Source organism: Micromonospora sp. RTGN7 (assembly GCF_033804645.1).
Taxonomy (GTDB): Bacteria; Actinomycetota; Actinomycetes; order Mycobacteriales; family Micromonosporaceae; genus Micromonospora.
In genome coordinates this window covers 409,368-430,845 of record NZ_JAPZLF010000004.1, presented here as the reverse complement: position 1 = coordinate 430,845, position 21,478 = coordinate 409,368, and the positions used below count along the sequence as shown (strand labels likewise).

Here is a 21,478-nt window from a genome sequence, read left to right as displayed (position 1 = left end):
GCACCCCGCACCCCGCACCCCGCACCCCGCACCCCGCACCCCGCACCCCGCACCCCGCACCCCGCACCCCGCACCCCGCACCCCGCACCCCGCACCCCGCACCCCGCACCCGCGATCTTGCACTTGTGGCCCACGAAAAGCCCGCCTTGCCCGGATTTATTAGGGCCCAAAATGCAAGATCGCGGGGCGGGGCGGGCCGGGACAGGGCGGGGCGGGCCGGGACAGGGCGGGGCGGGCCGGGACAGGGCGGGGCGGGGCGGGGCGCGGCCTGGGCAGGGGCGGGGCGGGACAGGGCGCGGCCGGGGCAGGGCGGGCCGGGGCGACAGGGCTGGTGGACAAGGGGGGCGGGGCAGGCCGGCGGGGTGGGTCAGGAGAGGGTGGCGCGGACCATGGCCACGATGTGGGCGGGGCGCCGGTAGAGGTCACGGTCGGTGAAGTAGCGCATCGTCCAGCCCTCGGCGTCGAGCCAGTTGGCGCGGTCCCGGTCGTACCGCAGCCGGTCGCGATCGAGGTGGGACAGTCCGTCGTACTCGATGCCGACCCGCCGCTCGCGATACCCCAGGTCGAGCCGGTAACGCCCCGTCCCGTCCCGGCTCAGCACCCAGACCTGCGGCTCGGGTGCCGGCAGGCCACCGTCGATCAACACAAGCCGCAATTGGCTCTCCTGCCGGCATTCCGAACGACCGTCGGCCAGCGGCACCAGGGCACGCGCCTGGCGTACGCCAGGCAGCCCACGATGCGTCAGGGCCTCCTCGATCAAGTCGTCCCGGCACACAGCGCCGGACCGCAGCGCGGCGTCAAGCACCGGGAGTGCGTCCAGTCGGCGCAGCGTCCTTGCCAGATCCACGGCGCAACGGGCGGCCGGCACGCAGGGCAACCCTTCCACCAGGACCGGCTCCACCGGCAGCACCGAGTGATGGACCACCAGGCCCGGGAGCCGGGGCTTGGCGATTCCGGCGGGCAACTGCACGTGTACGGCGTCCTCAGGCAGAACGCCGAAATCGTGCATGCGGGCGGCGGTCTGACGGGCCAGCATCGCCTCGGATGGCAGAGACATCAACAATGCTCGGAGCACATCACGATGGCCGACAGGGCGATCCGCGTAGACGCCTCGCCGCACCCGGATCACCTGCCCCTTCGACAGGCCGGTTCGAAGCCGTTTCCGGGTGGTCGATCGGAGCAACGATGCGGTACGCCAAAGGTGATTCCCCATCTCGGCAGGCTGCCCGAACACCCACCCCCGCGCTCTCCCCAAACCCCAACCTGTGGATACCCAACACCCTTGTGGACAACCCCCAAACCTCACCCCGCTCGTGCTAGCCCCACCTCTCGTTCCCGTGATCTTGCACTTGCGGCCCCAAAGATGACGGATTTGCCGCATTAGTCGGGGCCGCAAGTGCAAGATCGCGAAAGGTGGGGGGGTGGGGGGTGGGGGTGGGTTAGTTGCAGGCGTAGCCGTCGTGGTCGCGGTCCAGGTCGTAGATGTCGGTGCCGATTACCCTGAGGGGGCCGGTGACGTATGCGGGGCCGTTGCCGTTGCCGCCGGCGCAGTCGACGTCGCTGGCGATCGGCACGCAGCCGCCGTAGTTCGGGTCGCACTCGCGCTGCTGCTTCGTGCCCACCGCTACGACCTGGGTTACCGGCTGCCTCGTGACGACCGATCGGACCAACTTCCGCCCGGTGGACACCCCGTCGGTCAGGGTGACCTGGTATGTCAGGGTCCGCACCCCGTCCACCCCCCGGGTACGGACGACCCGCTTCCCCTTCGCCAGGGACGGATCCTTGACGGTCCGCTCGGCGTGCCGGATCGGCTGCGTCTTCGTCTCGGTCCGGGTCTCCACTGTCGGAGCAGGTGCCGTCGACGCGGGCGGAACAGTCGGTGCCGGCGGGGCGCTGGAGATGACGGGAGCCGCGGGGGCGGAGTCCTCGGGTGGGGTGGTCGCCACGACGGGCTCGGCGGCGGGAGCCAGCGAGGCACCCTGCGATTTCTTGCCTGCCGAGGTCGACGTCCGGCTCTGCTGCGGATCGCCGGCCAGCGCGCCGATGAGGGTCACCCCGGAACAACAGAGCAGGACGGACGAGAGCAACACGCCGCCGACGATCACGCTGGCGCGTTGTCCGGGCTGGAGTCGCCGGAACCATCCCGGCCGGGCTGGTGGCGAGCCGGTCAGGCCGGAGGCGTGGAAACCACTGTGCTGGGATGGCTGATGCGTCACGGCACCGAGTGTCACCGTCGAGGACCGACTGGGTAACCGCCATACCGACCCTCACCAGCATCGATCGGGTTGCCCGTTGGCACAGACAGTTACCGAAGGAAACCGGATGTGCCTGGCGATGTCACGTCCGGCCATTCCCACGGCCCGGCCGTTCCCATTCGGGGGACGTCTGTGCCGGCCGGTGATCGACCATCCTGGAGGCAGGGCCAGGCAAGGGAGAAGCAGGACCGGCGATGGCTGATCATCGTTCTTCCATCGCCCAGGGCGAGCCGTAGCCGGTGAGCAGGTCGAGGAACGGCCGTGGGGGCAGCGCCTCCGGGCCGATCACGCCGGCACCGGACCACGCGCCGGTGGCGAGCAGTTCCAGGGCGACGACCGGGTTGACGGCGGTCTGCCAGACGACGGCCTGGTGGCCGTACTCGCGCATCGACCACTCGTTGTCGACGACGTGGTAGAGGTAGACCTCGCGCGGTTCGCCGGACTTCGACCGGCCCCGGACCCAGGTGCCGGCGCAGGTCTTGCCGCGCATCCTCGCCCCGAGGCTGGCCGGGTCGGGCAGGCAGGCGGCCACCACGTCGCGCGGGGACATCGACACGCCGCGCACCTTCACCGGCTCCGTGGAGTCCAGGCCGAGCTTGTGCAGGGTGCGCAGGACCTCGATGAACTCCTCGCCGAGGCCGTACTTGAAGGTGACCCGCTTCGCGTCGACCCAGCGCGGGATGAGCAGCACCTCCTCGTGCTCGACGTTGACGCACTCCACCGGGCCGATCCCCGCCGGGAAGTGGAAGACCTCCGGCTCGCTGAACGGCTCGGTGGTGTACCAGCCCCGATCCTTCTCCCAGATCACCGGCGGGTTCAGGCACTCCTCGATCGTCGTCCAGATCGAGAAGGACGGGGCGAAGTCGTAGCCCTCGACGGTCAGGTTCGCGCCGTCGCGTACCCCGATCTCGTCGATCTCGCCGAAGAGCTCGTCGGCGGCGTACCGGGCGAAGACGTCGGAGAGGCCGGGCTCGACGCCGATGCCGCACAGCGCGAGCCGCCCGGCCCGCGCCCACCGGTCGGCCACGGCGAACTGGTCGTCGCCGAGCTTCACGCCGGTCTCGGCGTGCGGACGCAACGGGTGCGGGTGGGACAGGGACATGGCCATGTCGAGGTAGTCGGCGGCGGCGGCGTACGCCCCGTCGAAGATCGGCATGACGAAGCGCGGGTCGACGGCGTTGAGCACGTGGGTGATGCGGTGCTCGCGGCAGAGCGCGGCGACCGCGTCGGCGCAGGAGGCGTCGACCGTCGCGGCGACGAAGCGGTCGCCGTGGCCGTCGACCGCACGGGCAGCGCGGGCGGGGTCGGCGTCGGCGACGACCATGGTCTCGAAGAACGTGCGGCGGGCAGCGATGGCGACGGCGGCGGAGCCGACTCCGCCGGCACCGACGAGCAGGATGCGCATCAGGAATCGAACCCCAAACCAAGGCAATCGAGCGTACGGAGCCAGCGGTTGCGCCGGCCGTCGTGCGCGTCGGCGCGGGCCAACGACCAGCGGGTGAGATGGATGCCGGCGGCCCGGACGGGCTCCGGCGGGAACGGCAGCGGCTTGCCCCGGACGAGGGCGAGCCGGGTCAGCGGGGTGTCCTCGCCGGCCAGCAGGTCGAGCATCACCCGGGCGCCGAACCGGGTGGCCCCGACGCCGAGGCCGGTGTACCCGGCGGCGTACGCCAGCCGACCGTCGTACGCGGTGCCGAAGAACGGGCAGAACCGGGTGCAGGTGTCGACGACACCGCCCCAGCGATGGCTGAAGCGCACGTCGGCGAGTTGCGGGAACGTGGTGGAGAAGTGCTCGGCGAGGGCGGTGAAGGTGGCCGGCCGCTGCTCCAGCTCCGGTGCGACGCGGTTGCCGTAGTGGTAGACCGCGTCGTAGCCGCCGAAGAGGATCCGCCCGTCGGCGGTGAGCCGGTAGTAGTGGAACTGGTTGCCGGTGTCGGCCAGCCCCTGCCGGTTGCGCCAGCCGATCGCGTCCCGCTGCCCCGGCGTCAGCGGCTCGGTCATCAGGGCGTAGTCGTAGACGGGGACGACCCAGGCGCGCAGCCGGCGCAGCAGCGGCGGAAACGCGTTCGTGGCGAGGACGACCCGCCGGGCGCGGATCACGCCGGGCGCGGCGTCGGCCCCACCCGCCGTGGTGGCGCGCAGGGCGGCGGCGCCGCCGCGCAGGCCGGTGACCCGGGTGTGCTCCGCGATGCGCACGCCGAGGTCGAGGCAGGCGCGGCGCAGCCCCCAGGCCAGCTTCGCCGGGTCGAGCATGGCGACCCGGTCGGCGTCCCACATCCCACCGAGGTACGTCGGGGAGTCCACCTCGGCGCGCACCTCGGCGCGGTCGAGCAGCCGCACGTCGTGGCCGTACCTTCGGGCCAACTCCGCGTCGGAGGCCAGCCCGGCGAGTTGGTACGGCTCGACGGCCACCGCCAGTTCGCCGGTGCGCTCGAAGTCGCAGTCGATGCCGTACGCCTCGATGGCGGTGGCGATGGCGGCCAGGTTCTCCCGGCCGAGGCGTTCCAGCTCGGCGATCTCGCCGGGGAACCGGTCGACGCCGTTGGCGAGGCCGTGGGTGAGCGAGGCGGCGCAGAACCCGCCGTTGCGCCCGGAGGCCGCCCAGCCGCAGGTGCCGGCGTCGACGAGCAGCACATCGGCGTCGGGGGTGGCCTGCTTGGCCAGCAGGGCCGCCCAGAGCCCGCCGTACCCGCCGCCGATGATCAGCAGGTCGGCGGTGTGCGTGCCGGTCAGCGGCGGCAGCGGGTCGGGGCGCTCGGGCCGGTCGAGCCAGTACGGCACGGGCGCCGCGTCGGCGAGCGCCCGGCCGGTATGCGGAAGGTTCATGACGGGCTCTTCGCCCGGCTGTCGGAGGACTGGGCGACCGGGCTGCCGGCGGACGGGGCGACCGGGCTGCCGGCGGACGGGGCGACCGGGCTGCCGGCGGACGGGGCGACCGGGCTGCCGGCGGACGGGGCGACCGGGCTGCCGGCGGACGGGGCGACCGGGAGGGCGGCTCGGCGGGACCGCCGGCCGCGCAGCGAGGTGAACCCGACGAGCAGCAGCGCGATGGCGAACATCGCCGTGCCGATGACGTTGACCTGCGGCGGGATGCCCCGCTGGGCGGCTCCCCAGACGTACATCGGGAACGTGACGGTGGTTCCGGCGTTGAAGTTCGTGATGATGAAGTCGTCGAAGCTGAGCGAGAACGCCAGCAACGCGGCGGCCACGATGCCGGGAAGTACCAGCGGCAGGGTGACCAGGCGGAACGTGTGCCACGGGCTGGCATACAAATCCGCCGCGGCCTCCTCCAGCCGCCGGTCCATCCCGGCGAGCCTTGCCTTGACGGTCACCACCACGAACGACACGCAGAACATGACGTGCGCGACGACGACGGTCCAGAACCCCTGCGGCACGCCCGCGGAGACGAACAGGGCCAGCAGCGAGGTGCCCATCACCAGCTCGGGGGTGGCCATCGGCAGGAAGATCAGCAGATTGGTACCGGACCGGCCGGCGAACCGGTGCCGCACCAGCGCGAACGCCATCAGCGTGCCGAGCACGGTGGCGACGACGGTGGCGACGAAGCCGATCTGCACGCTGCGCAGCACCGCATCGCACATGTCGGAGGTGGCGCAGGGTTGCCGCCAGTTGTCGAGGGTGAACTCGTTGAAGTCGTAGGAGAGCCGGCTCGACGGGCGGTTGAACGAGAGCGCGGCGACCACGGCGATCGGCAGCGCCAGGTAGCCGAGCACCAGCACGGCAACGCCCAGCACCCAGCGGTCGGCCAGCCAACGGAAGAAGCGGCGCATCAGAGAACATCCTCCGTGCCGGTGCGGCGCAGGTACCCGAAGACCACCGCGAGGATCGCCGCCATCAGCAAAAACGACAGGGCTGCGCCCTGCGGGTAGTCCAGCCGGACCAGGAACGCCGAGTCGATGACGTTGCCGATCATGTACTCGTTGGGGGTGCCGAGCAGCTCCGCGTTGATGTAGTCGCCGGTGGCCGGGATGAAGAACAGCAGCGTGCCGGCGATCAGGCCGGGCATCGACAGCGGCAGGGTGACCCGGCGGAAGGTCTGCACTCCGCTGGCGTACAGGTCGGTGGCCGCCTCCAGCAGCCGGGGGTCGAGCCGCTCCAGGCTCGCGTACAGCGGCAGCACCAGAAAGGGCAGGAAGTTGTACGTCAGCCCGAGTACCACCGCGATCGGCGTGGCCAGCAGCCGGCCGTCGGGGCCGAGCAGGTGCACGTCGCGCAGCAGCCCGACGAGGGCACCGTTGTCGGAGAGGATCGTCTTCCAGGCCAGGGTGCGGACCAGGAAACTGGTGAACATCGGGGCGACCACGCAGACCAGCAGCAGGTTCTTCCACCGGCCGGCCTTCTGGGCGATCGCGTACGCCAGCGGGTACCCCATCAGCAGGGCCAGCACCAGGGCGATCCCCGCGTAGCCGAACGAGCGGGCGAACTGCGGCCAGTACGCCCGCAACGCCTCCGGATAGTTGCCGAACGACCAGGTCAGCGCGTACCCGGTGGATAGGGATCCGTTCGGGTCGTAGAGGCTCGCGACGGCGAGTTGGAACAGCGGCACGGCGAAGAAGAGCAGCAGCCAGGCCGCGCCGGGCAGGAGCAGCAGGTACGGCAGCAGCCGGTGCCGCCCGCGGCGGGGCGGTGGCGGTGGCCCCGCCGGTTGCCCCGTCGACGGGGGGACGTGGGCCAGCGCGGTCACGAGGGCGCACCCACCGGCTCGTCGAGCAGGCCGGCGGTGCGGTCGTCCTGACCCGACTCCCGGGGCAGCAGGAAGGCGTGCCGGGGATCCCAGTGCGCCGCCACGGAGGCGCCGACCGGCAGCCGCCCGCCGAGCCCGCTGTTCGCCGCGAACGCCGACAACTCACTGCCCCAGCCGGTGCGCACCAGGTACTGGGTGCTGACCCCGACGTACGAGGCATCGGTGATCACGCCGGTGACGTGCTGGTGGCCAGCGGGGACCTGGTCGACGGAGTCGGCCAGGTGCAGCTTTTCGGGGCGTACCCCCAAATAGACCGCGCCGGAGTCGGCGCGGGCGCGGTCGACGGGCACGGAGAAGCGCGCGCCGTGGGCGGTGACCGGCACCTCGGAGCCGGCCGGACCGGCGGCCTCCGCGGCGAGCAGGTTGGACTGGCCGAGGAAGTTCGCCACGAAGGCGGTGGCCGGATCCTCGTAGAGGTCGGCGGGGGCCCCGAGCTGTTCGATTTTCCCGGCGTTCATCACCGCGACGGTGTCGGCCATGGTCATGGCCTCCTCCTGGTCGTGGGTGACGTGCACGAAGGTGATGCCGACCTCGGTCTGGATGCGCTTGAGCTCGACCTGCATCTGCCGGCGCAGCTTCAGGTCCAGCGCGCCGAGCGGCTCGTCGAGCAGTAGCACCCGCGGCCGGTTGATCAGGGCCCGGGCCAGCGCGACCCGCTGCTGCTGCCCGCCGGAGAGCTGGGCCGGGCGGCGGTGGCCGAAGTCGTCGAGCTGCACCAGGGCGAGCATCCGGGTGACCTCGTCGTCGACAGAGCGGATGCCGCGGCGGCGCAGCCCGAACGCCACGTTCTCGAAGATGTTCAGGTGCGGGAAGAGCGCATAGCTCTGGAACACGGTGTTGACCGGCCGCTTGTACGGGCGCAGCCGGGTGATGTCCCGGTCGCCGAGGAACACCTGCCCGCCCGTCGGCTGTTCCAGGCCGGCGATCATGCGCAGGGTGGTGGTCTTGCCGCAGCCGGACGCCCCGAGCAGGGCGAAGAAGGAGCCCTGCGGGACGGTGAGGGTGAGGTCGTCGACCGCGGTGAAGATGCCGAACCTCTTGGTGAGGTCGACCAGCCGCAGGTCGCCGACGGGTGACTCGTCTGCCATGCCGGTCATGCCCCGATGACCTGCTGGTACTTGCCCTCGAACTCCTTTTCCTGCTTCTCGTCCAGGGCCATGAAGACCTTGGACTTCGACAGCAGGGCCTCGTCGGGGAAGATCAGCGGGTTGGCGGCCAGCTTGGGGTCGGTCTTCTCCAGCTCGGCCTGCGCACCCTGGACCGGGCAGATGTAGTTGACGTAGCCGGCGATCTTCGCGGCGATGGCCGGCTGGTAGTAGTAGTTGATCAGCTCTTCGGCGTTCGCCCTGTGGGTGGCCTTGTTCGGCACCATCATGTTGTCGCTGTAGAGCATCACGCCCGAGTCCGGCGCCACGAACTTGATTTTGGCGTTCTCGCCGGCGAGCTGGATGATGTCGCCGGACCAGCCGACGCACGCGGCGATGTCGCCCTTGGCCAGGTCGGGGGCGTAGTCGTTGCCGGTGAAGCGGCGGATCTGGCCGGAGTCGACGGCCTTCCTGAGCTTGTTGAGCGCGTCGTCGAACTGGACGGTGGTGAAGTTCGCCGCGTCGTGGCCGTTCGACTGGAGCAGCAGGCCCATGGTGTCGCGCATCTCGGAGAGCGCGGTGACCTTGCCCTTGAGGTCGGGGCGGGTCAGCAGCTCGTCTACGGTGCGGATCTCCTTGGTGACGGCCCCGTTGTAGGCGAGGCCGGCCAGGCCGGACTGCCAGGGGATCGAGATCCGGTTCTCCGGGTCGAAGGAGCGGTTGAGCAGCGACGGCAGCAGGTTCGCCGCCACGTTGGGGATCTTCGCCGGGTCGAGCTTCTGGATCCAGCCGAGCCGGATCATCCGGGCGGCCATCCAGTCGGTCAGCACGATGACGTCCCGCCCGGTGCCCTGACAGGCGGCGAGCTGGTTCTGCACCTTGCCGAAGAACTCGTTGTTGTCGTTGATGTCCTCGGTGTAGGTCACCTGGATGCCGCTGGCGGCGACGAAGGCGTCGAGCGTGGGCCGCTTCGACTCGTCGGCCTCGTCGACGTCCATGTACTGCGGCCAGTTCGAGAACGCCAGCTTCTTCTCGGTGCCGGAGAGGTCGTCGCTGACGCAGCCGGCCTCGGTCTGCTGAGCGCCCTTGGTGCCGCAGCCGGCGAGCAGGCCCGCCGTGGCGAGCATGGTGGCCGAGCCGAGGGTGCCGGTGAGCAGACCACGCCGGGTGAGCAGACCGCGTCGGGTGAGGGGCCGGAGGGGAGTTCGCATGTGACGACTCCTAGGGGGTCATCGCCGGCGGGCGGGACGGGGGGTGGCCCGACGGCGGGAGGGTCTTCAGGCGATGGACGACTGATCCTGACATGACCCACCCTGCCTCACAAGGGATTCCGTTGCCGGCATAGCGATACGCCACGAATTACGCCAGACTTCGCCGGGGCACTACGATCCCGTGGAAGAACCTGACATGGGGAGCTGACGATGGCCATCCGGCAGCAGGAGAGCGACAGCGGGGGGCGACGCGTCACCGTGCGCGAAGGGGCCAGCCACGCCCTGCTGGACGACGTGGCCAAGCAGATCATCGAGCAGCTCCAGGAGGACGGTCGCCGGCCGTACGCGACGATCGGCAAGGCCGTCGGCCTCTCCGAGGCGGCGGTACGGCAGCGGGTGCAGCGGCTGCTCGACTCCGGGGTGATGCAGATCGTCGCCGTCACCGATCCGCTCCAGCTCGGCTTCCCCCGCCAGGCCATGATCGGCCTGCGCACCGACGGCGACCTGGAGGCGGTGGCCGACCGGCTGGCCGAGTTCGAGGAGGTCGACTACGTGGTGATCACCGCCGGGTCGTTCGACCTGCTCGCCGAGGTGGTCTGCCGCAACGACGCCCACCTGCTGGAGATCCTGCAACGGTTGCGCGCCGTCGAGGGCGTGCTCGCCACCGAGGCCTTCGTGTACCTCAAGCTCCGCAAGCAGACCTACAGCTGGGGTACGGCCTGAGCCACCCAGCCCGGCCCGGCCAAGCAGTGCGGCCGGCCGGGGGTGCGCAGGTCAGGCGGTGGTCGCGCAGGTCAGGCGACTGGCGGCCGGCGGGTCAGGTCCACAAAGGCCCGCCAGGCGGCCGGGGCGAAGCTGAGGGTGCCGCCGTGGCGGTCCTTGCTGTCGCGCACCAGCACCCGGCCGGGCAGGTTGTCGGCCACCTCGACGCAGTCCCCGCCGTTGTTGCTGCTGCGGATCGCGGTGCGCCAACGGGCAGCCGTCAGCGCGTCGGTCAGCTCCATGTCGTCGCCACCTCCCTGATCAGTTCGATCGACCGGCGGCACGGCAGCGCCTCGCCGGTGACGCTCTCCCACCTGCGCCCCAGGCTAGCAACGTCGACCGGGTCGCTGATGACCTGACCGCGAAGCTGGTTGTCGATATATGCCAATTCGGTCCCGTCGGGCAAACGGGCGAGAACGAACGGACCGGCCAGCCCGGTGTGCCACGGATTCTCGGCGGGGATCACCCGGACCTGCACGTGCTCCCGCTCGGCGACCGCCACGAGGTGGGCGAGCTGGTCGGCCATCACCGCCCGGTCGCCGACCATCCGGCGCAGCACCACCTCGTCGATCACCGCGACGAGCTGCGGCGGGGCCTCGGCGGACAGGATCGCCTGCCGGTCGAGCCGGCCGGCCACGATCCGCTCCACCTCGGCCGCCGGCAGCAACCCGCCGGTGCTCAGCACGGCCCGCGCGTACCCCTCGGTCTGCAGCAGCCCCGGCACCAACAACGGCTGGTACGACCGGAGCGAGGTGGCGTCCTGCTCCAGCTCGGCCCACTTGCGGAACCACGGCAGGTCCCGGCGGCGAAGCGGCTCCGGCCACAGCTCGGCGACCTCCTTGCCGAGCACCTTGGCGACCGCGAACCGGGTCCGTGGGTGGGGAATCCGCTGGTCCGCCAGCCACCGGGCGGCCGTCTTCGGGTCGACCCGGACCTTTTCCGCCAGCGACTCGGCCGTCTCCCCCACGGCGGCCATCGCCACCCGTAGCACCTCGTTGCCCATCGGACCTCCTGTCACGGGTACGCATCGTGGGCACCATAGCGACGCTCCGTGTCCATGTCGGCCCCGAAACGGCAGATCGCGGTAGGACCTGTTTCGCGCATTCGACATGCGCTTGAACCGCCCGGCAAAGGCCCTGGCAATGCCCAGCCCAGCCCAGCTCAACTCAGCCCGGACCGGACCAGCCCGGACCGGCCCTCAACTCAGCCAGCCCAGCCAGTGCAGCCCATCGACGCAGCCCATCGACGCAGCCCTCCCATGTCCGACCCGGCCGGCCGTCGCAGCGACGGCGGCGGGTTGACGAAGGCCCGTTCGGCGAGCATCGGGAGTCCCCTACGGCCCCTGTCGAGCTGCCCCGTCCGTGCTACCGGCGGTGCGGCGAGAGAAGCCCCCCGCCCCGATCCCGCATCGAACTCCTCGATCTGGCGGGCCGCTTCGGCCACGCTTACACCGGGCACCGGGCACCGGGGCGGATGCCACCGTAGAGGCGGCAGCGCCAACGGGGCAGCTCCCCAGGCGGCACCCGGCCACGCCCTACCCCGGTAACACCAGCGCACAACAGCGGTAGCGCCAACGGGGCAGCTCCCTAGGGGGCACCGATGACCCCCGTGCATCGCGCCAGGGGCCCGTCCGCCCGCCGAAGCGGTGATCAGAAGTGATGGCACCAGCCAAAAGCAGCAACTCCGAACGGAACCGACGACGATCCCAGGGGCCCGGGTGGCGGGTGGCGGGTGGCGGGTGGACCTTCCGAGCATTGCTGAAAGATGCGGATTCCGTTGCACATGGCGTAACCACTCGCTGATTCCGTTGCTGCAAGCGGGTAGTACCACCGATCCCACTTGCTTTACCGGTCAGGGCTGTGGGATAACCGTGGGCAGAGCGGCCGGTGTCACCCCTGACCGGCCCGAGAACCGATGGGGCTGACATGGCCAACGCCACCGACCACCTCTGGATGCACTTCACCCGGATGGCCAGCTACTCGGCCGGCGAGGTGCCGACGATCGTGCGCGGCGAGGGCGCGTACGTGTGGGACTCCCAGGGCCGCCGCTACCTCGACGGGCTCGCCGGGCTCTTCGTCGTCCAGGCCGGGCACGGCCGCAGCGAGCTGGCCGAGGCCGCAGCGAAGCAGGCCGGCGAGCTGGCCTACTTCCCACTCTGGTCGTACGCCCACCCGAAAGCCGTCGAGCTGGCCGAGAAGATCGCCTCGCTGGCCCCCGGCGACCTGAACCGGGTCTTCTTCACCACCGGCGGCTCCGAGGCCGTCGAGACGGCGTGGAAGCTGGCCCGGGCGTTCTTCAAGCACACCGGCAAGCCGAACAAGCACAAGGTGGTCAGCCGGCACCTCGCCTATCACGGCACGTCGATGGGCGCGCTGTCGATCACCGGCCTGCCCGGCATCAAGAGCGACTTCGAGCCACTGGTGCCCGGCGGGATCAAGGTGCCGAACACGAACTTCTACCGGGCACCGGAGCACGGCGACTCGCCCGAGGCGTTCGGCCGCTGGGCCGCCGAGGAGATCCGGCGGGCCATCGAGCGGGAGGGGCCGGACACGGTCGCGGCGGTCTTCCTGGAGCCGGTGCAGAACTCCGGCGGCTGCTTCCCGCCGCCGCCCGGTTACTTCGAGCGGGTACGCGAGATCTGCGACGCGTACGACGTGCTGCTCGTCTCCGACGAGGTGATCTGCTCGTGGGGCCGGCTCGGCGAGTACTTCGGCGCCGTCCGGTACGGCTACCAGCCGGACATCATCACCACCGCCAAGGGCATCACCTCCGGGTACGCCCCACTCGGCGCGATGATCGCCAGCGACCGGCTGATGGAGCCGTTCCTCACCGAGACCGGCATGTTCGCCCACGGGGTGACCTTCGGCGGCCACCCGGTCTCCTGCGCGGTGGCCCTGGCCAACCTGGAGGTGTTCGCCCGGGAGGATCTGACGGGGCACGTCCGGGCCAACGAGGACGCCTTCCGGTCCACCCTGGAGAAGCTGCACGACCTGCCGATCGTCGGCGACGTCCGGGGCGACGGGTACTTCTACGGCATCGAACTGGTCAAGGACAAGACGACCCGGGAGACGTTCGACGAGGCCGAGTCCGAGCGGCTGCTGCGCGGGTTTCTCTCCACCGCGCTGTTCCAGGCCGGGCTCTACTGCCGGGCCGACGACCGGGGCGACCCGGTGGTGCAGCTCGCCCCACCGCTGATCGCCGAGCAGCAGCAGTTCGACGAGATGGAGCAGATCCTGCGGTCGGTGCTCACCGAGGCCTGGACGCGGCTGTAGCGGTCGGCCGGGCCCGGCTGGTCGCCGCCGGACCCGACACTGCGGCTGGAGCGCGCCGAACCCTGGGCCACTGACCCGCCAACGGGTCAGTGGTTCGGGGGGATCACCCGGAGGTGGCCTCGGCGGCCGGTCTGCGGGTGCTGCGGGTGCTGTGGGTGGGGCTCGTCCTGCGGCGGGCGGGGCGGCACGGGCCGGGCCGCCTCGCGGACCGCCTCGGCGAGGGCCACCAGGTCGTCGGCGCTGGGCGGCGGGGGCTCGAACTCGCCCTCGTGACGGACCACGTTCCAGCCCCGAGGGGCGGTCAGGCTGCGGGCGTGGGGCTCGCAGAGGTCGTACGTGTGGGGTTCGGCGAAGGCCGCGAGGGGCCCGACCACGGCCGTCGACTCGTTGTAGACATAGGTCAATGTGGCGACCGCTTGCCGGGGGCAGGCGTTTCGGGAGCAGCGCCGTGGTGACCTCACGGCGGGAGGGTATCTCCATTACCGGGTGCGGCGCACCGGTTCGCGTTGCGACACGCCCGTCATCGACATCACAATTCGCAACATCCGACGACCAGGACAGCGACGGGGGCCGACGGCGCGCCGCAGGAGCGACACAGCCGCTGGCGGGACTGCGCGGCGGGCTACCCTGTGGGTCATGACGAGTCCGGAGAACCGCCGCCCCGGCCCCGGCCGGCGCACCCGCCGTGATCGCCACGGGCGGGGTCTGCGCGGGCGACTGGTGCCGGCGACGGTGCCGCTGGCCCGGACCAAGGCCGAGGTCTTCGACGATCTTGTGTTGGACACCGTGGAGACCCTCGAACGACGGTTCGCCAAGGAGTTGGCCGGCGTCGAGTTCGCGGTGGAGGACGTGCCGCCGGACCTGAACGTCTACGACTCCGACGTGCTGGAGGACGGCGAGGTGCCGCTCGCCCGGCTGCTGCCCGGCCGCCCCGGCCGGCAGGAGGTGCCCCCGCGGATCGTGCTCTACCGCCGGCCGCTGGAGTTCCGGGCCATGGACCGCGAGGACCTGGCGGACCTGGTACATGACGTGATCATCGAGCAGGTGGCGAACCTGCTCGGGGTCGACCCGGACGAGCTGGCCTGAACCGGCCCACCCCCGGGCCGGCTGCCTGAGCCGGGCGGCCCCCACCGCCCCGGCCCGGCAACACTCAGGCGGCCCGCCGCTTGAGCTTGCGCCGCTCCCGTTCCGAGAGCCCACCCCAGATTCCGAACCGTTCGTCGTGGCCAAGAGCATATTCCAGGCATTCGGTCTTGACCTCGCACCGCGAGCAGATCCGCTTCGCCTCGCGGGTCGAGCCGCCCTTCTCGGGGAAGAACGCCTCCGGATCGGTCTGGGAGCAGAGTGCCTGCTCCTGCCACTCCGGCGCGTTTCCGAGCAGGTCGGCCACCTCGAGCTGGCCGTCCATCTAAAGATGCCTCCTTGTCGCGCACCGGCGTCGTCGCCGCTGCAACCCCCCACGCGAAAGGCGTGTTTGTCCGTACGGTCACCGATATGTTGCGTTCCGCGCGAACAACCCCATTCAAATTACACGCGTGTAATGCGTGCGCCGTCAAGCTGAACTTGATAATGGAGTCGCCCTCCCGACACGCCGCGGGCGACCACTCCGGCCGCCCGACCTCGCAACCTGCCCTACCGATTCAGACCCCGGACGAGTAACGCCCTCCTCGGCGAGTTGCCCGAGTTTTCTGCCGTGGCGGTCCACCGACCGACGCCACCGGGCACGCCGACGGCAGCCCTCGACAGGGCGTCCACCACGATGCTGATCTTGGTGGGGCACAGGTTAACGCGACTCGGCCCCGATCGCCTGCCGGACCGGATCCGTCGCCGACGCCTCGCCCACATGGTGGACGAAGGGCGGCGGCCGAAGCTGATTCACCGGTCAGCGGGGCCCCAGCGGAGCCCTGGTGAGCCGGGAAAACCCGGCTGCCACTCCACGGTGGACGGTGGACACCCCGGCGGGCTTGCCGTTGTCCCACCTAACGGTATAGATACCCGTGGGAAGATCGGCGTGGACGACAGGTGGAAGGTGCCGTCCCGGGCCGCCGGGAGGAAGTGGCACCGGCACGTGGAACGTTATGGTCGCGCGTGACCGTACGCGGTCGACCGCTTGCGGGCCGGCCGGCCGGCCGCCGCGGCGATGGACCGCAACTGCTCCTCCGTACGTGCCGAGCCGTTGCCCGAGCCGGCCATCCGGGAGATCGTCTCCTCCATCAGCGTGCCACCGAGATCGTTGCAGCCGCCGTTGAGCATCACCACCGTGCCAGCGTCGCCCAGCTTCACCCACGAGCACTGGATGTTGGCGATCCGCCCGTGCAGCAGCAGCCGAGACATCGCGTGCACCAGCCGGTTCTCCCGCCAGGTCGGGCCCGGCCGGGCAATCCCGGCCAGGTAGATCGGGGCGTTGGTGTGCACGAACGGCAGCGCCACGAACTCGGTGAACCCGCCGGTACGGTCCTGCACCCCGGCCAGCACCCGGAAGTGCGCCAGCCACTGCCCGGGGTGGTCGACGTGGCCGTACATCATCGTGGAGCTGGACCGGATGCCCAGCTCGTGGGCCGTGCTGACCACCTCGACCCAGGCGGCGGCCGGCAGTTTGCCCTTGGTGAGCACCCAGCGCACCTCGTCGTCGAGGATCTCGGCGGCGGTGCCGGGGATGGTGTCCAGGCCGGCCTCACGCAGCCCGGTCAGCCACTCCTTCACCGGCACGCCGGCCTTGGCCGCCGCGGTGACGATCTCCATCGGGGAGAACGCGTGCACGTGCATCCCCGGCACCCGGGCCTTGATCCCCCGGATCAGGTCCGCGTAACCGGTCACCGGCAGCTTCGGGTCGATGCCGCCCTGGAGGCAGACCTCGGTGGCACCGGCCGCCCACGCCTCCTCGGCCCGGTCGGCGACCTGTTCGACGGAGAGCCGGTACGCGTCGGCGTCGCGCTCCCGCTGGGCGAACGCGCAGAACCGGCAGCCGACGTAGCAGACGTTGCTGAAGTTGATGTTGCGGTTGACGACGTAGGTGACGTCGTCGCCGACGGCGTCCCGGCGCACGTCGTCGGCGATCCGACAGATCCGCTCCAACGCGGGGCCGTCCGCGGCGAAGAGCGCCAGCGCCGCGTCGGCGTGCCGGGGGTCGAGCAACGCCGCCGGGTCGTCGGCGGCCAGCCGCAGCCCGGCCCGCAGGTCATGGTCGCCGGAGCCGGCGGCGGCCCCCGACGCGGCGACGGCACCGGCCGGGGACGCTCCCCCGGGGCCGGCGTCGGTCCCGGCCGGGCCCGCGAGGCCGGCGTCGGTCCGCTGCGCACCGGCGAGACTCGCGTCGGCCTGGGCCGCCACCTCAGCCCAGTCGCCGTAGACGCTGTCGAAGTCGCCGCGCCGGTCCTCGGTGCGGCCGGTGGTGTCGATGGTGGCGTGCAAGTCGGTCCGGCCGCCGCCGAAGACCTCATCCGGCTCCTGCCAGGGGCGGCCGACCGGGCGAGCGGCCTCGACCGCGAGGCCGGTCTCCGGATCGGCCAGCGCCGACACGTGCGGCAGCAGGCGCGGGTCCAGCCACGGGTCGCCGGCCCGGACGTACTCGGGGTAGATCGTCAGCCGCTCGCGCAGGGTGAAGCCGGCCTCCGCGGTGCGTCGGGCCAGCTCGTCGAGCTGCGGCCAGGGACGCTCCGGGTTGACGTGGTCCGGGGTCACCGGCGAGACACCGCCCCAGTCGTCGATGCCGGCGCGCAGCAGCAGGTCGTACTCGCCCGCGATGAGGTTCGGCGGGGCCTGGATGCGGGCCTTCGGCCCGAGCAGCACCCGGGCCACCGCGACCGTGGCGGCCAGGTCGCGCAGCTCGGCGTCGGGCATCCCACGCATCGCAGTGTCCGGCTTGGCGCGGAAGTTCTGCACGATCACCTCCTGGAGGTGGCCGTACCCGCGCTGGGACCGCCGGATCGCGAAAATCGCGTCGACCCGCTCGGCCGGGGTCTCGCCGATGCCGATCAGGATGCCCGTGGTGAAGGGCACACCGACCCGGCCGGCGTCATCGAGCACCCGCAACCGGACCGCCGGTTCCTTGTCCGGGGAGCCGTAGTGCGGACCACCCGGCTCCGACCACAGCCGCGTCGCGGTGGTCTCCAGCATCATCCCCATGCTCGGCGCGACCGGCTTGAGCCGCTGGAAATCAGACCAGGAGAGTACGCCGGGATTGAGGTGCGGCAGCAGACCCGTCTCCTCCAGCACCGCCACCGCGCAGGCGCGCAGGTAGTCGAGAGTGGAGTCGTACCCCCGCTCGTCCAGCCACTCCCGGGCCGCCGGCCAGCGCTCCTCCGGCCGGTCGCCGAGGGTGAACAGCGCCTCCTTGCAGCCCTGGGCGGCGCCCTCGCGGGCGATGGCCAGCACCTCGTCCCGGTCGAGGAACGCGGCCGGCAACCGATGCGGCACGGTGGCGAAGGTGCAGTAGTGACACCGGTCCCGGCAGAGTCGGGTCAGCGGGATGAAGACCTTCTTGGAAAAGGTGACCACGCCGGGGCGGCCGGCCTCACGCAGGCCGGCGTCGCGGATGTCGCCGGCGACGCGGAGCAGCTCGTCGAGGGCGGCGCCCCGGGCGGCGAGCAGCGCGACCGCCTCGTCGACATCAAGCGCCCGCCCGGACGCGGCCCGACGCAGCGCCCGCTCGGTGCTCGCCGTGCTGGGCCGGGACTCGGTGCTATCAACCATTCGCCCAGCCTATGCGCTGGACCGCGCACACCGGTTGTTCCGCGGTGTCGTTCTGGCGGGGCCGGCCGGCGTACGGCGACGCCGGGACCGCAGCCCTTCGGGTGCATCCGTGGTTGTCGGGGCGACGACGGATGCACCCGAAGGGCTGCTGGGTCAGTCCTCGCGCTGGATGTGCTGGGTGCGGTCGCCGTCGGAGCCCTGCTGCCCGCCGATCGTGCCCGGGGCGGGGTGGCGCGGGATCGCCTGGGTCGGGTCGGCCGACGGCGGCTGCTCGAACGACGGAGCCGCCGGCGGGGCCGACTGGGGGGCGCCGAACGGCGGAGCCGACTGCGGGGTGAACGGCGGAGCCGACTGCGGCGCGGCGAACGGCGGAGCCGACTGCGGCGCGGCGAACGGCGGAGCCGACTGCGGCGCGGCGAACGGCGGAGCCGACTGCGGCGCGGCGAACGGCGGAGCCGACTGCGGGGTGAACGGCGGAGCCGAATACGGGGGCGCCGACGCCGGGGCCGGGGCCGGGACGAAGGGTGCGGTCGGCTGGCCGGCGGTCGGGCCGGGCTGGCCGGGGATCGAGGGGTACCCGCCGGGCTGGCCGGGAGTCGGGTACCCGCCGGGCTGGCCGGGGACCGAGGGGTACCCAGCCGGCTGACCGGGTGCGGGCCAACCGCCCTGCTGTCCGGGAGGAGCCCAGCCGCCCGGCTGACCCGGCTGACCGGGCTGGCCGGGCTGGCCGGCGTACTGCTGCGGCCAGCCAGGCTGCGGCTGGCCGTACACACCGGGGGCCGGCTTGGGCTTCGCGGTGTAGAAGAGGCCACGCCAGACCCGGAAGACGACGTACCCGGCGGTGACGAAGATCGCCAGCCAGGCGGCCCGGGTCAGCAGGCCGAAGAACGCGTCGAGCACCTCCGCCTTGGCCAGCCGGTCCACCGTCCAGATCAGCAGGGTGAGCACGCCGAGCAGGGCGCCGAAGGCGTACTCGCCCAGCGCCACCTGGGTGATCAGCTTCGCTCGGGGCACCATCGGGGCGACGTGCGTGGCGAGCAGCACGGCCAGCACCGGCAGCACACTCGCCTCCAAGCCGGCGAAGGTGAAGAAGCTGCTGCCGGCCCGGCCGTAGAAGGTGCTGAAGTCGGTTGGAGCGAGCAGCCGCAGCAGGCCGACGAAGAGCAGCAGGGCGTTCACGCCGAGCAGCACGATCGCGATCAGCTCGCGCAGGGGCTCGGTGAGCTGGCGGGCCTGGTTGGCGGGGCGGGGCGCGGGCGCCGCGTCACCGGACGCGGGCTCGGCGGGGCTGGTCACGGACTCCCCCTAGGAGGCGGTAGCGGGTGGTTGCCGACGTGAGCCTAGTCTCCCCGGACATCGGCGGCCCCTCGGTGGGGCGTGGGGAAGGATGGACGCCATGCGAATCGTCGTTCTGGCCGGTGGTATCGGGGGCGCCCGGTTCCTGCTCGGCGTCCGGGCGTACGCCCGCCAGGTGGGGGCCGAGGTCACCGCCGTGGTCAACGTGGGCGACGACCTCTACCTGCACGGGCTCAAGGTCTGCCCCGACCTGGACAGCGTGATGTACACCCTCGGCGGCGGCGCCGACCCCGAGCGGGGCTGGGGGCGGGTCGGCGAGACGTGGACGGTGAAATCGGAGCTGGCCGCGTACGGGGCGGAGCCGGCCTGGTTCGGGCTCGGCGACAAGGACATCGCCACCCACCTGGTCCGCACCACCATGCTCACCGGCGGGTACCCGTTGTCGGCGGTCACCGAGGCGCTGGCCACCCGCTGGCAGCCCGGCGTACGCCTGCTGCCGGCGACCGACGACCGCCTGGAGACGCACGTCGTGGTGGACGACCCCGACGGCGGCGGTCAACGGGCGATCCACTTCCAGGAGTGGTGGGTGCGGCACCGCGCGGACATCCCCACCCACCGGTTCGTCTTCGTCGGCGCGGAGACCGCGAAGCCCGCCCCCGGCGTGCTCGACGCGATCGCCTCGGCCGACGTGGTGCTGGTCGCCCCGAGCAACCCGGTGGTGAGCGTCACCCCGGTGCTGGCCGTGCCGGGGCTGCGCGAGGCCGTCGTGACCGGCCCGGCCCCGGTGGTCGGGGTCTCCCCGATCATCGGCGGCGCGGCGGTGCGCGGAATGGCCGACCGTTGCCTGGCCGTGATCGGCGTCGAGTGCAGCGCCACCGGGGTGGGCGGGCTGTACGGGGGCCGGCCCTCCGGCGGGTTGTTGGACGGCTGGCTGGTGGCCCCGGAGGACTCCGGGGCCGTGGTGCCGGACGTGACGGTCAGGGCCGCGCCGCTGCTGATGACGGACGAGGCGGCGACGGTCGCGATGGTCCGGGCCGCGGTGGAGTTGGCGTGAAGCTGGAGATCCTGCCGGTGCTGGGCATCGGAGACGTGACCGAGGGCGACGACCTGGCGGCGCTGATCGCGACGGCCGCGCCATGGCTGCGCGACGGCGACGTGCTGGTGGTCACCAGCAAGATCGTCTCGAAGGCGGAGGGGCGGTTGGTGGACGTGCCGGCCGACGGGCCGGAACGGCTCGCCGCCCGGGACGAGGTGCTGGCCGCGGAGACCGCCCGGGTGGTGGCCTCCCGCGGGGCGACCCGGATCGTGCAGACCCACCACGGCTTCGTGATGGCCTCCGCCGGGATCGACGCCTCGAACGTGGACAAGACCCGGCTGGTGCTGCTCCCGGAGGACCCGGACGCCTCGGCACGGGCCCTGCGGGCGGCCCTGCGCGAGCGCTACGACCTGGACGTTGCGGTGATCGTCAGCGACACCATGGGCCGGCCCTGGCGCAACGGTCTCACCGATGTGGCGCTGGGGGTGGCCGGGATGCCGGCGATCCGCGACCACCGGGGCGAGGTCGACCCGTACGGCAACGAACTCCAGCTCACTGAGATGGCGGTGGTGGACGAACTGGCCGGCGCCGGCGAGCTGATCAAGGGCAAGTGCGATCAGGTCCCGGTCGCGGTCGTCCGCGGGTACCTCACGAGTAGTCCCGACGACGGCATCGGCGCGCGGGCGCTGGTGCGGGACGCGGAGCTGGACCTCTTCTCGCTCGGCACCGCCGAGGCGCGGGCGGCCGGGCTGGCCGCCGCCGCGGTGCTGTCCGACGGCACGGGCCAGGCACCGGCCGACCCGGCCGCGGTGCGGCGGGCCATCGCCGCAGTGGCTGACGTGGTCGCCCCCGGCACGGTGTTCACCCCCGTCACCGACGATGAGGTACGCGCCGCGCTGGTCGCCGCCGTGCCCGGCTGGCCCGAGCGGGCCACCGCCCTGGTGCTGGGCGGGCCGCCGGCCCCGGCCGGCCCCGCCGAGCTGGTCCGCTTCGGCGCGGATCTGCACCGCCTGCGCACCGCGCTGGCCGCCGAGGGGGTTCCGTCGGTGCTGCTGCCCGCCCCGACGGGCAGCACGGCCGGCGCGGCGCTCGCCCTCTGACGGGGAC

19 protein-coding genes are annotated in these 21,478 nt (G+C 72.0%); 5 read left to right on the top strand and 14 right to left on the bottom strand.

Features of this window, described 5'->3' with window-relative positions; all coding sequences use genetic code 11:
• Nucleotides 1-367: 367 nt before the first annotated feature.
• The 8 genes from SNR22_RS08885 to SNR22_RS08850 form a co-directional block, all read right to left on the bottom strand.
• Entirely contained in the window at nt 368-1,057 is a 690-nt protein-coding gene (locus tag SNR22_RS08885; RefSeq protein ID WP_320066001.1) for a DUF559 domain-containing protein, read from the bottom strand.
• Between the two features lie 382 nt (nt 1,058-1,439).
• On the bottom strand, nt 1,440-2,216 hold the full coding sequence (locus SNR22_RS08880; RefSeq protein WP_320066000.1) for a G5 domain-containing protein: 777 nt from the start codon (nt 2,214-2,216) through the stop codon (nt 1,440-1,442).
• Nucleotides 2,217-2,457: 241 nt separating this feature from the next.
• Nucleotides 2,458-3,660, bottom strand: a complete 1,203-nt coding sequence (locus tag SNR22_RS08875) for a saccharopine dehydrogenase family protein (protein WP_320065999.1) — start codon at nt 3,658-3,660, stop codon at nt 2,458-2,460.
• Nucleotides 3,660-5,081 carry an FAD-dependent oxidoreductase gene (locus SNR22_RS08870; protein WP_320065998.1) on the bottom strand — a complete coding sequence of 474 codons (1,422 nt, stop codon included), beginning with the start codon at nt 5,079-5,081 and terminating at the stop codon, nt 3,660-3,662. The genes SNR22_RS08875 and SNR22_RS08870 overlap by 1 nt, the downstream gene beginning before the upstream one ends.
• A complete protein-coding gene (locus tag SNR22_RS08865; protein ID WP_320065997.1) occupies nt 5,078-6,043 on the bottom strand; it encodes an ABC transporter permease subunit in 966 nt (321 codons plus the stop codon). Before SNR22_RS08865 ends, SNR22_RS08870 begins: the two co-directional genes overlap by 4 nt.
• Nucleotides 6,043-6,957, bottom strand: a complete 915-nt coding sequence (locus tag SNR22_RS08860) for an ABC transporter permease (RefSeq protein WP_320065996.1) — start codon at nt 6,955-6,957, stop codon at nt 6,043-6,045. The genes SNR22_RS08865 and SNR22_RS08860 overlap by 1 nt, the downstream gene beginning before the upstream one ends.
• Nucleotides 6,954-8,114, bottom strand: a complete 1,161-nt coding sequence (locus SNR22_RS08855; RefSeq protein ID WP_320065995.1) for an ABC transporter ATP-binding protein — start codon at nt 8,112-8,114, stop codon at nt 6,954-6,956. The genes SNR22_RS08860 and SNR22_RS08855 overlap by 4 nt, the downstream gene beginning before the upstream one ends.
• Nucleotides 8,111-9,313: a spermidine/putrescine ABC transporter substrate-binding protein gene (locus SNR22_RS08850; RefSeq protein WP_320065994.1), complete on the bottom strand. Its 1,203-nt coding sequence runs from the start codon at nt 9,311-9,313 to the stop codon at nt 8,111-8,113. Before SNR22_RS08850 ends, SNR22_RS08855 begins: the two co-directional genes overlap by 4 nt.
• A gap of 210 nt (nt 9,314-9,523) precedes the next feature.
• Here SNR22_RS08850 and SNR22_RS08845 point away from each other — a divergent pair, with 210 nt between their 5' ends.
• Complete coding sequence (locus SNR22_RS08845) at nt 9,524-10,036, top strand: Lrp/AsnC family transcriptional regulator (protein WP_320065993.1); 513 nt, start codon at nt 9,524-9,526, stop codon at nt 10,034-10,036.
• A 71-nt stretch (nt 10,037-10,107) separates the two neighbouring features.
• Here SNR22_RS08845 and SNR22_RS08840 read toward each other — a convergent pair whose 3' ends face one another.
• A complete protein-coding gene (locus SNR22_RS08840; protein ID WP_320065992.1) occupies nt 10,108-10,317 on the bottom strand; it encodes a DUF397 domain-containing protein in 210 nt (69 codons plus the stop codon).
• Nucleotides 10,308-11,078 (bottom strand): helix-turn-helix transcriptional regulator, encoded by a 771-nt coding sequence (locus SNR22_RS08835; RefSeq protein ID WP_320065991.1) that lies wholly within the window; start codon nt 11,076-11,078, stop codon nt 10,308-10,310. The genes SNR22_RS08840 and SNR22_RS08835 overlap by 10 nt, the downstream gene beginning before the upstream one ends.
• A gap of 922 nt (nt 11,079-12,000) precedes the next feature.
• Between SNR22_RS08835 and SNR22_RS08830 the strand changes: the two genes are divergently transcribed.
• Nucleotides 12,001-13,347: an aspartate aminotransferase family protein gene (locus SNR22_RS08830; RefSeq protein WP_320065990.1), complete on the top strand. Its 1,347-nt coding sequence runs from the start codon at nt 12,001-12,003 to the stop codon at nt 13,345-13,347.
• Between the two features lie 86 nt (nt 13,348-13,433).
• On the opposite strand, the gene SNR22_RS08825 is transcribed toward SNR22_RS08830, so the two are convergent.
• On the bottom strand, nt 13,434-13,808 hold the full coding sequence (locus tag SNR22_RS08825) for a DUF3499 domain-containing protein (protein ID WP_320065989.1): 375 nt from the start codon (nt 13,806-13,808) through the stop codon (nt 13,434-13,436).
• A gap of 175 nt (nt 13,809-13,983) precedes the next feature.
• On the opposite strand from SNR22_RS08825, the gene SNR22_RS08820 reads away from it, so the two are divergent.
• Nucleotides 13,984-14,433 carry a metallopeptidase family protein gene (locus SNR22_RS08820; RefSeq protein ID WP_320065988.1) on the top strand — a complete coding sequence of 150 codons (450 nt, stop codon included), beginning with the start codon at nt 13,984-13,986 and terminating at the stop codon, nt 14,431-14,433.
• A 64-nt stretch (nt 14,434-14,497) separates the two neighbouring features.
• On the opposite strand, the gene SNR22_RS08815 is transcribed toward SNR22_RS08820, so the two are convergent.
• The 3 genes from SNR22_RS08815 to SNR22_RS08805 all read right to left on the bottom strand — a co-directional run bounded on the left by SNR22_RS08815 (nt 14,498) and on the right by SNR22_RS08805 (nt 19,335).
• A complete protein-coding gene (locus SNR22_RS08815; RefSeq protein WP_007074725.1) occupies nt 14,498-14,755 on the bottom strand; it encodes a WhiB family transcriptional regulator in 258 nt (85 codons plus the stop codon).
• 668 nt (nt 14,756-15,423) lie between these two features.
• Nucleotides 15,424-18,039, bottom strand: a complete 2,616-nt coding sequence (locus SNR22_RS08810) for a bifunctional FO biosynthesis protein CofGH (protein WP_320065987.1) — start codon at nt 18,037-18,039, stop codon at nt 15,424-15,426.
• A 153-nt stretch (nt 18,040-18,192) separates the two neighbouring features.
• Complete coding sequence (locus SNR22_RS08805; protein WP_320065986.1) at nt 18,193-19,335, bottom strand: hypothetical protein; 1,143 nt, start codon at nt 19,333-19,335, stop codon at nt 18,193-18,195.
• Between the two features lie 100 nt (nt 19,336-19,435).
• On the opposite strand from SNR22_RS08805, the gene cofD reads away from it, so the two are divergent.
• Nucleotides 19,436-20,389 (top strand): 2-phospho-L-lactate transferase, encoded by a 954-nt coding sequence (cofD, locus tag SNR22_RS08800; RefSeq protein WP_320065985.1) that lies wholly within the window; start codon nt 19,436-19,438, stop codon nt 20,387-20,389.
• A complete protein-coding gene (locus tag SNR22_RS08795) occupies nt 20,386-21,471 on the top strand; it encodes a coenzyme F420-0:L-glutamate ligase (protein ID WP_320065984.1) in 1,086 nt (361 codons plus the stop codon). Before cofD ends, SNR22_RS08795 begins: the two co-directional genes overlap by 4 nt.
• The last annotated feature ends 7 nt before the right edge of the window (nt 21,472-21,478 follow it).

What these genes read in the sequence shown, in the direction of transcription:
- SNR22_RS08815 (WP_007074725.1), bottom strand. Translation starts at nt 14,755, where the DNA reads ATGGACGGCCAGCTCGAGGTGGCCGACCTGCTCGGAAACGCGCCGGAG.
- SNR22_RS08835 (WP_320065991.1), bottom strand. Translation starts at nt 11,078, where the DNA reads ATGGGCAACGAGGTGCTACGGGTGGCGATGGCCGCCGTGGGGGAGACG.
- cofD (WP_320065985.1), top strand. Translation starts at nt 19,436, where the DNA reads ATGCGAATCGTCGTTCTGGCCGGTGGTATCGGGGGCGCCCGGTTCCTG.
- SNR22_RS08865 (WP_320065997.1), bottom strand. Translation starts at nt 6,043, where the DNA reads ATGCGCCGCTTCTTCCGTTGGCTGGCCGACCGCTGGGTGCTGGGCGTT.
- SNR22_RS08870 (WP_320065998.1), bottom strand. Translation starts at nt 5,081, where the DNA reads ATGAACCTTCCGCATACCGGCCGGGCGCTCGCCGACGCGGCGCCCGTG.
- SNR22_RS08820 (WP_320065988.1), top strand. Translation starts at nt 13,984, where the DNA reads ATGACGAGTCCGGAGAACCGCCGCCCCGGCCCCGGCCGGCGCACCCGC.
- SNR22_RS08875 (WP_320065999.1), bottom strand. Translation starts at nt 3,660, where the DNA reads ATGCGCATCCTGCTCGTCGGTGCCGGCGGAGTCGGCTCCGCCGCCGTC.
- SNR22_RS08850 (WP_320065994.1), bottom strand. Translation starts at nt 9,313, where the DNA reads ATGCGAACTCCCCTCCGGCCCCTCACCCGACGCGGTCTGCTCACCCGG.
- SNR22_RS08830 (WP_320065990.1), top strand. Translation starts at nt 12,001, where the DNA reads ATGGCCAACGCCACCGACCACCTCTGGATGCACTTCACCCGGATGGCC.
- SNR22_RS08855 (WP_320065995.1), bottom strand. Translation starts at nt 8,114, where the DNA reads ATGACCGGCATGGCAGACGAGTCACCCGTCGGCGACCTGCGGCTGGTC.
- SNR22_RS08840 (WP_320065992.1), bottom strand. Translation starts at nt 10,317, where the DNA reads ATGGAGCTGACCGACGCGCTGACGGCTGCCCGTTGGCGCACCGCGATC.
- SNR22_RS08810 (WP_320065987.1), bottom strand. Translation starts at nt 18,039, where the DNA reads ATGGTTGATAGCACCGAGTCCCGGCCCAGCACGGCGAGCACCGAGCGG.
- SNR22_RS08885 (WP_320066001.1), bottom strand. Translation starts at nt 1,057, where the DNA reads ATGTCTCTGCCATCCGAGGCGATGCTGGCCCGTCAGACCGCCGCCCGC.
- SNR22_RS08845 (WP_320065993.1), top strand. Translation starts at nt 9,524, where the DNA reads ATGGCCATCCGGCAGCAGGAGAGCGACAGCGGGGGGCGACGCGTCACC.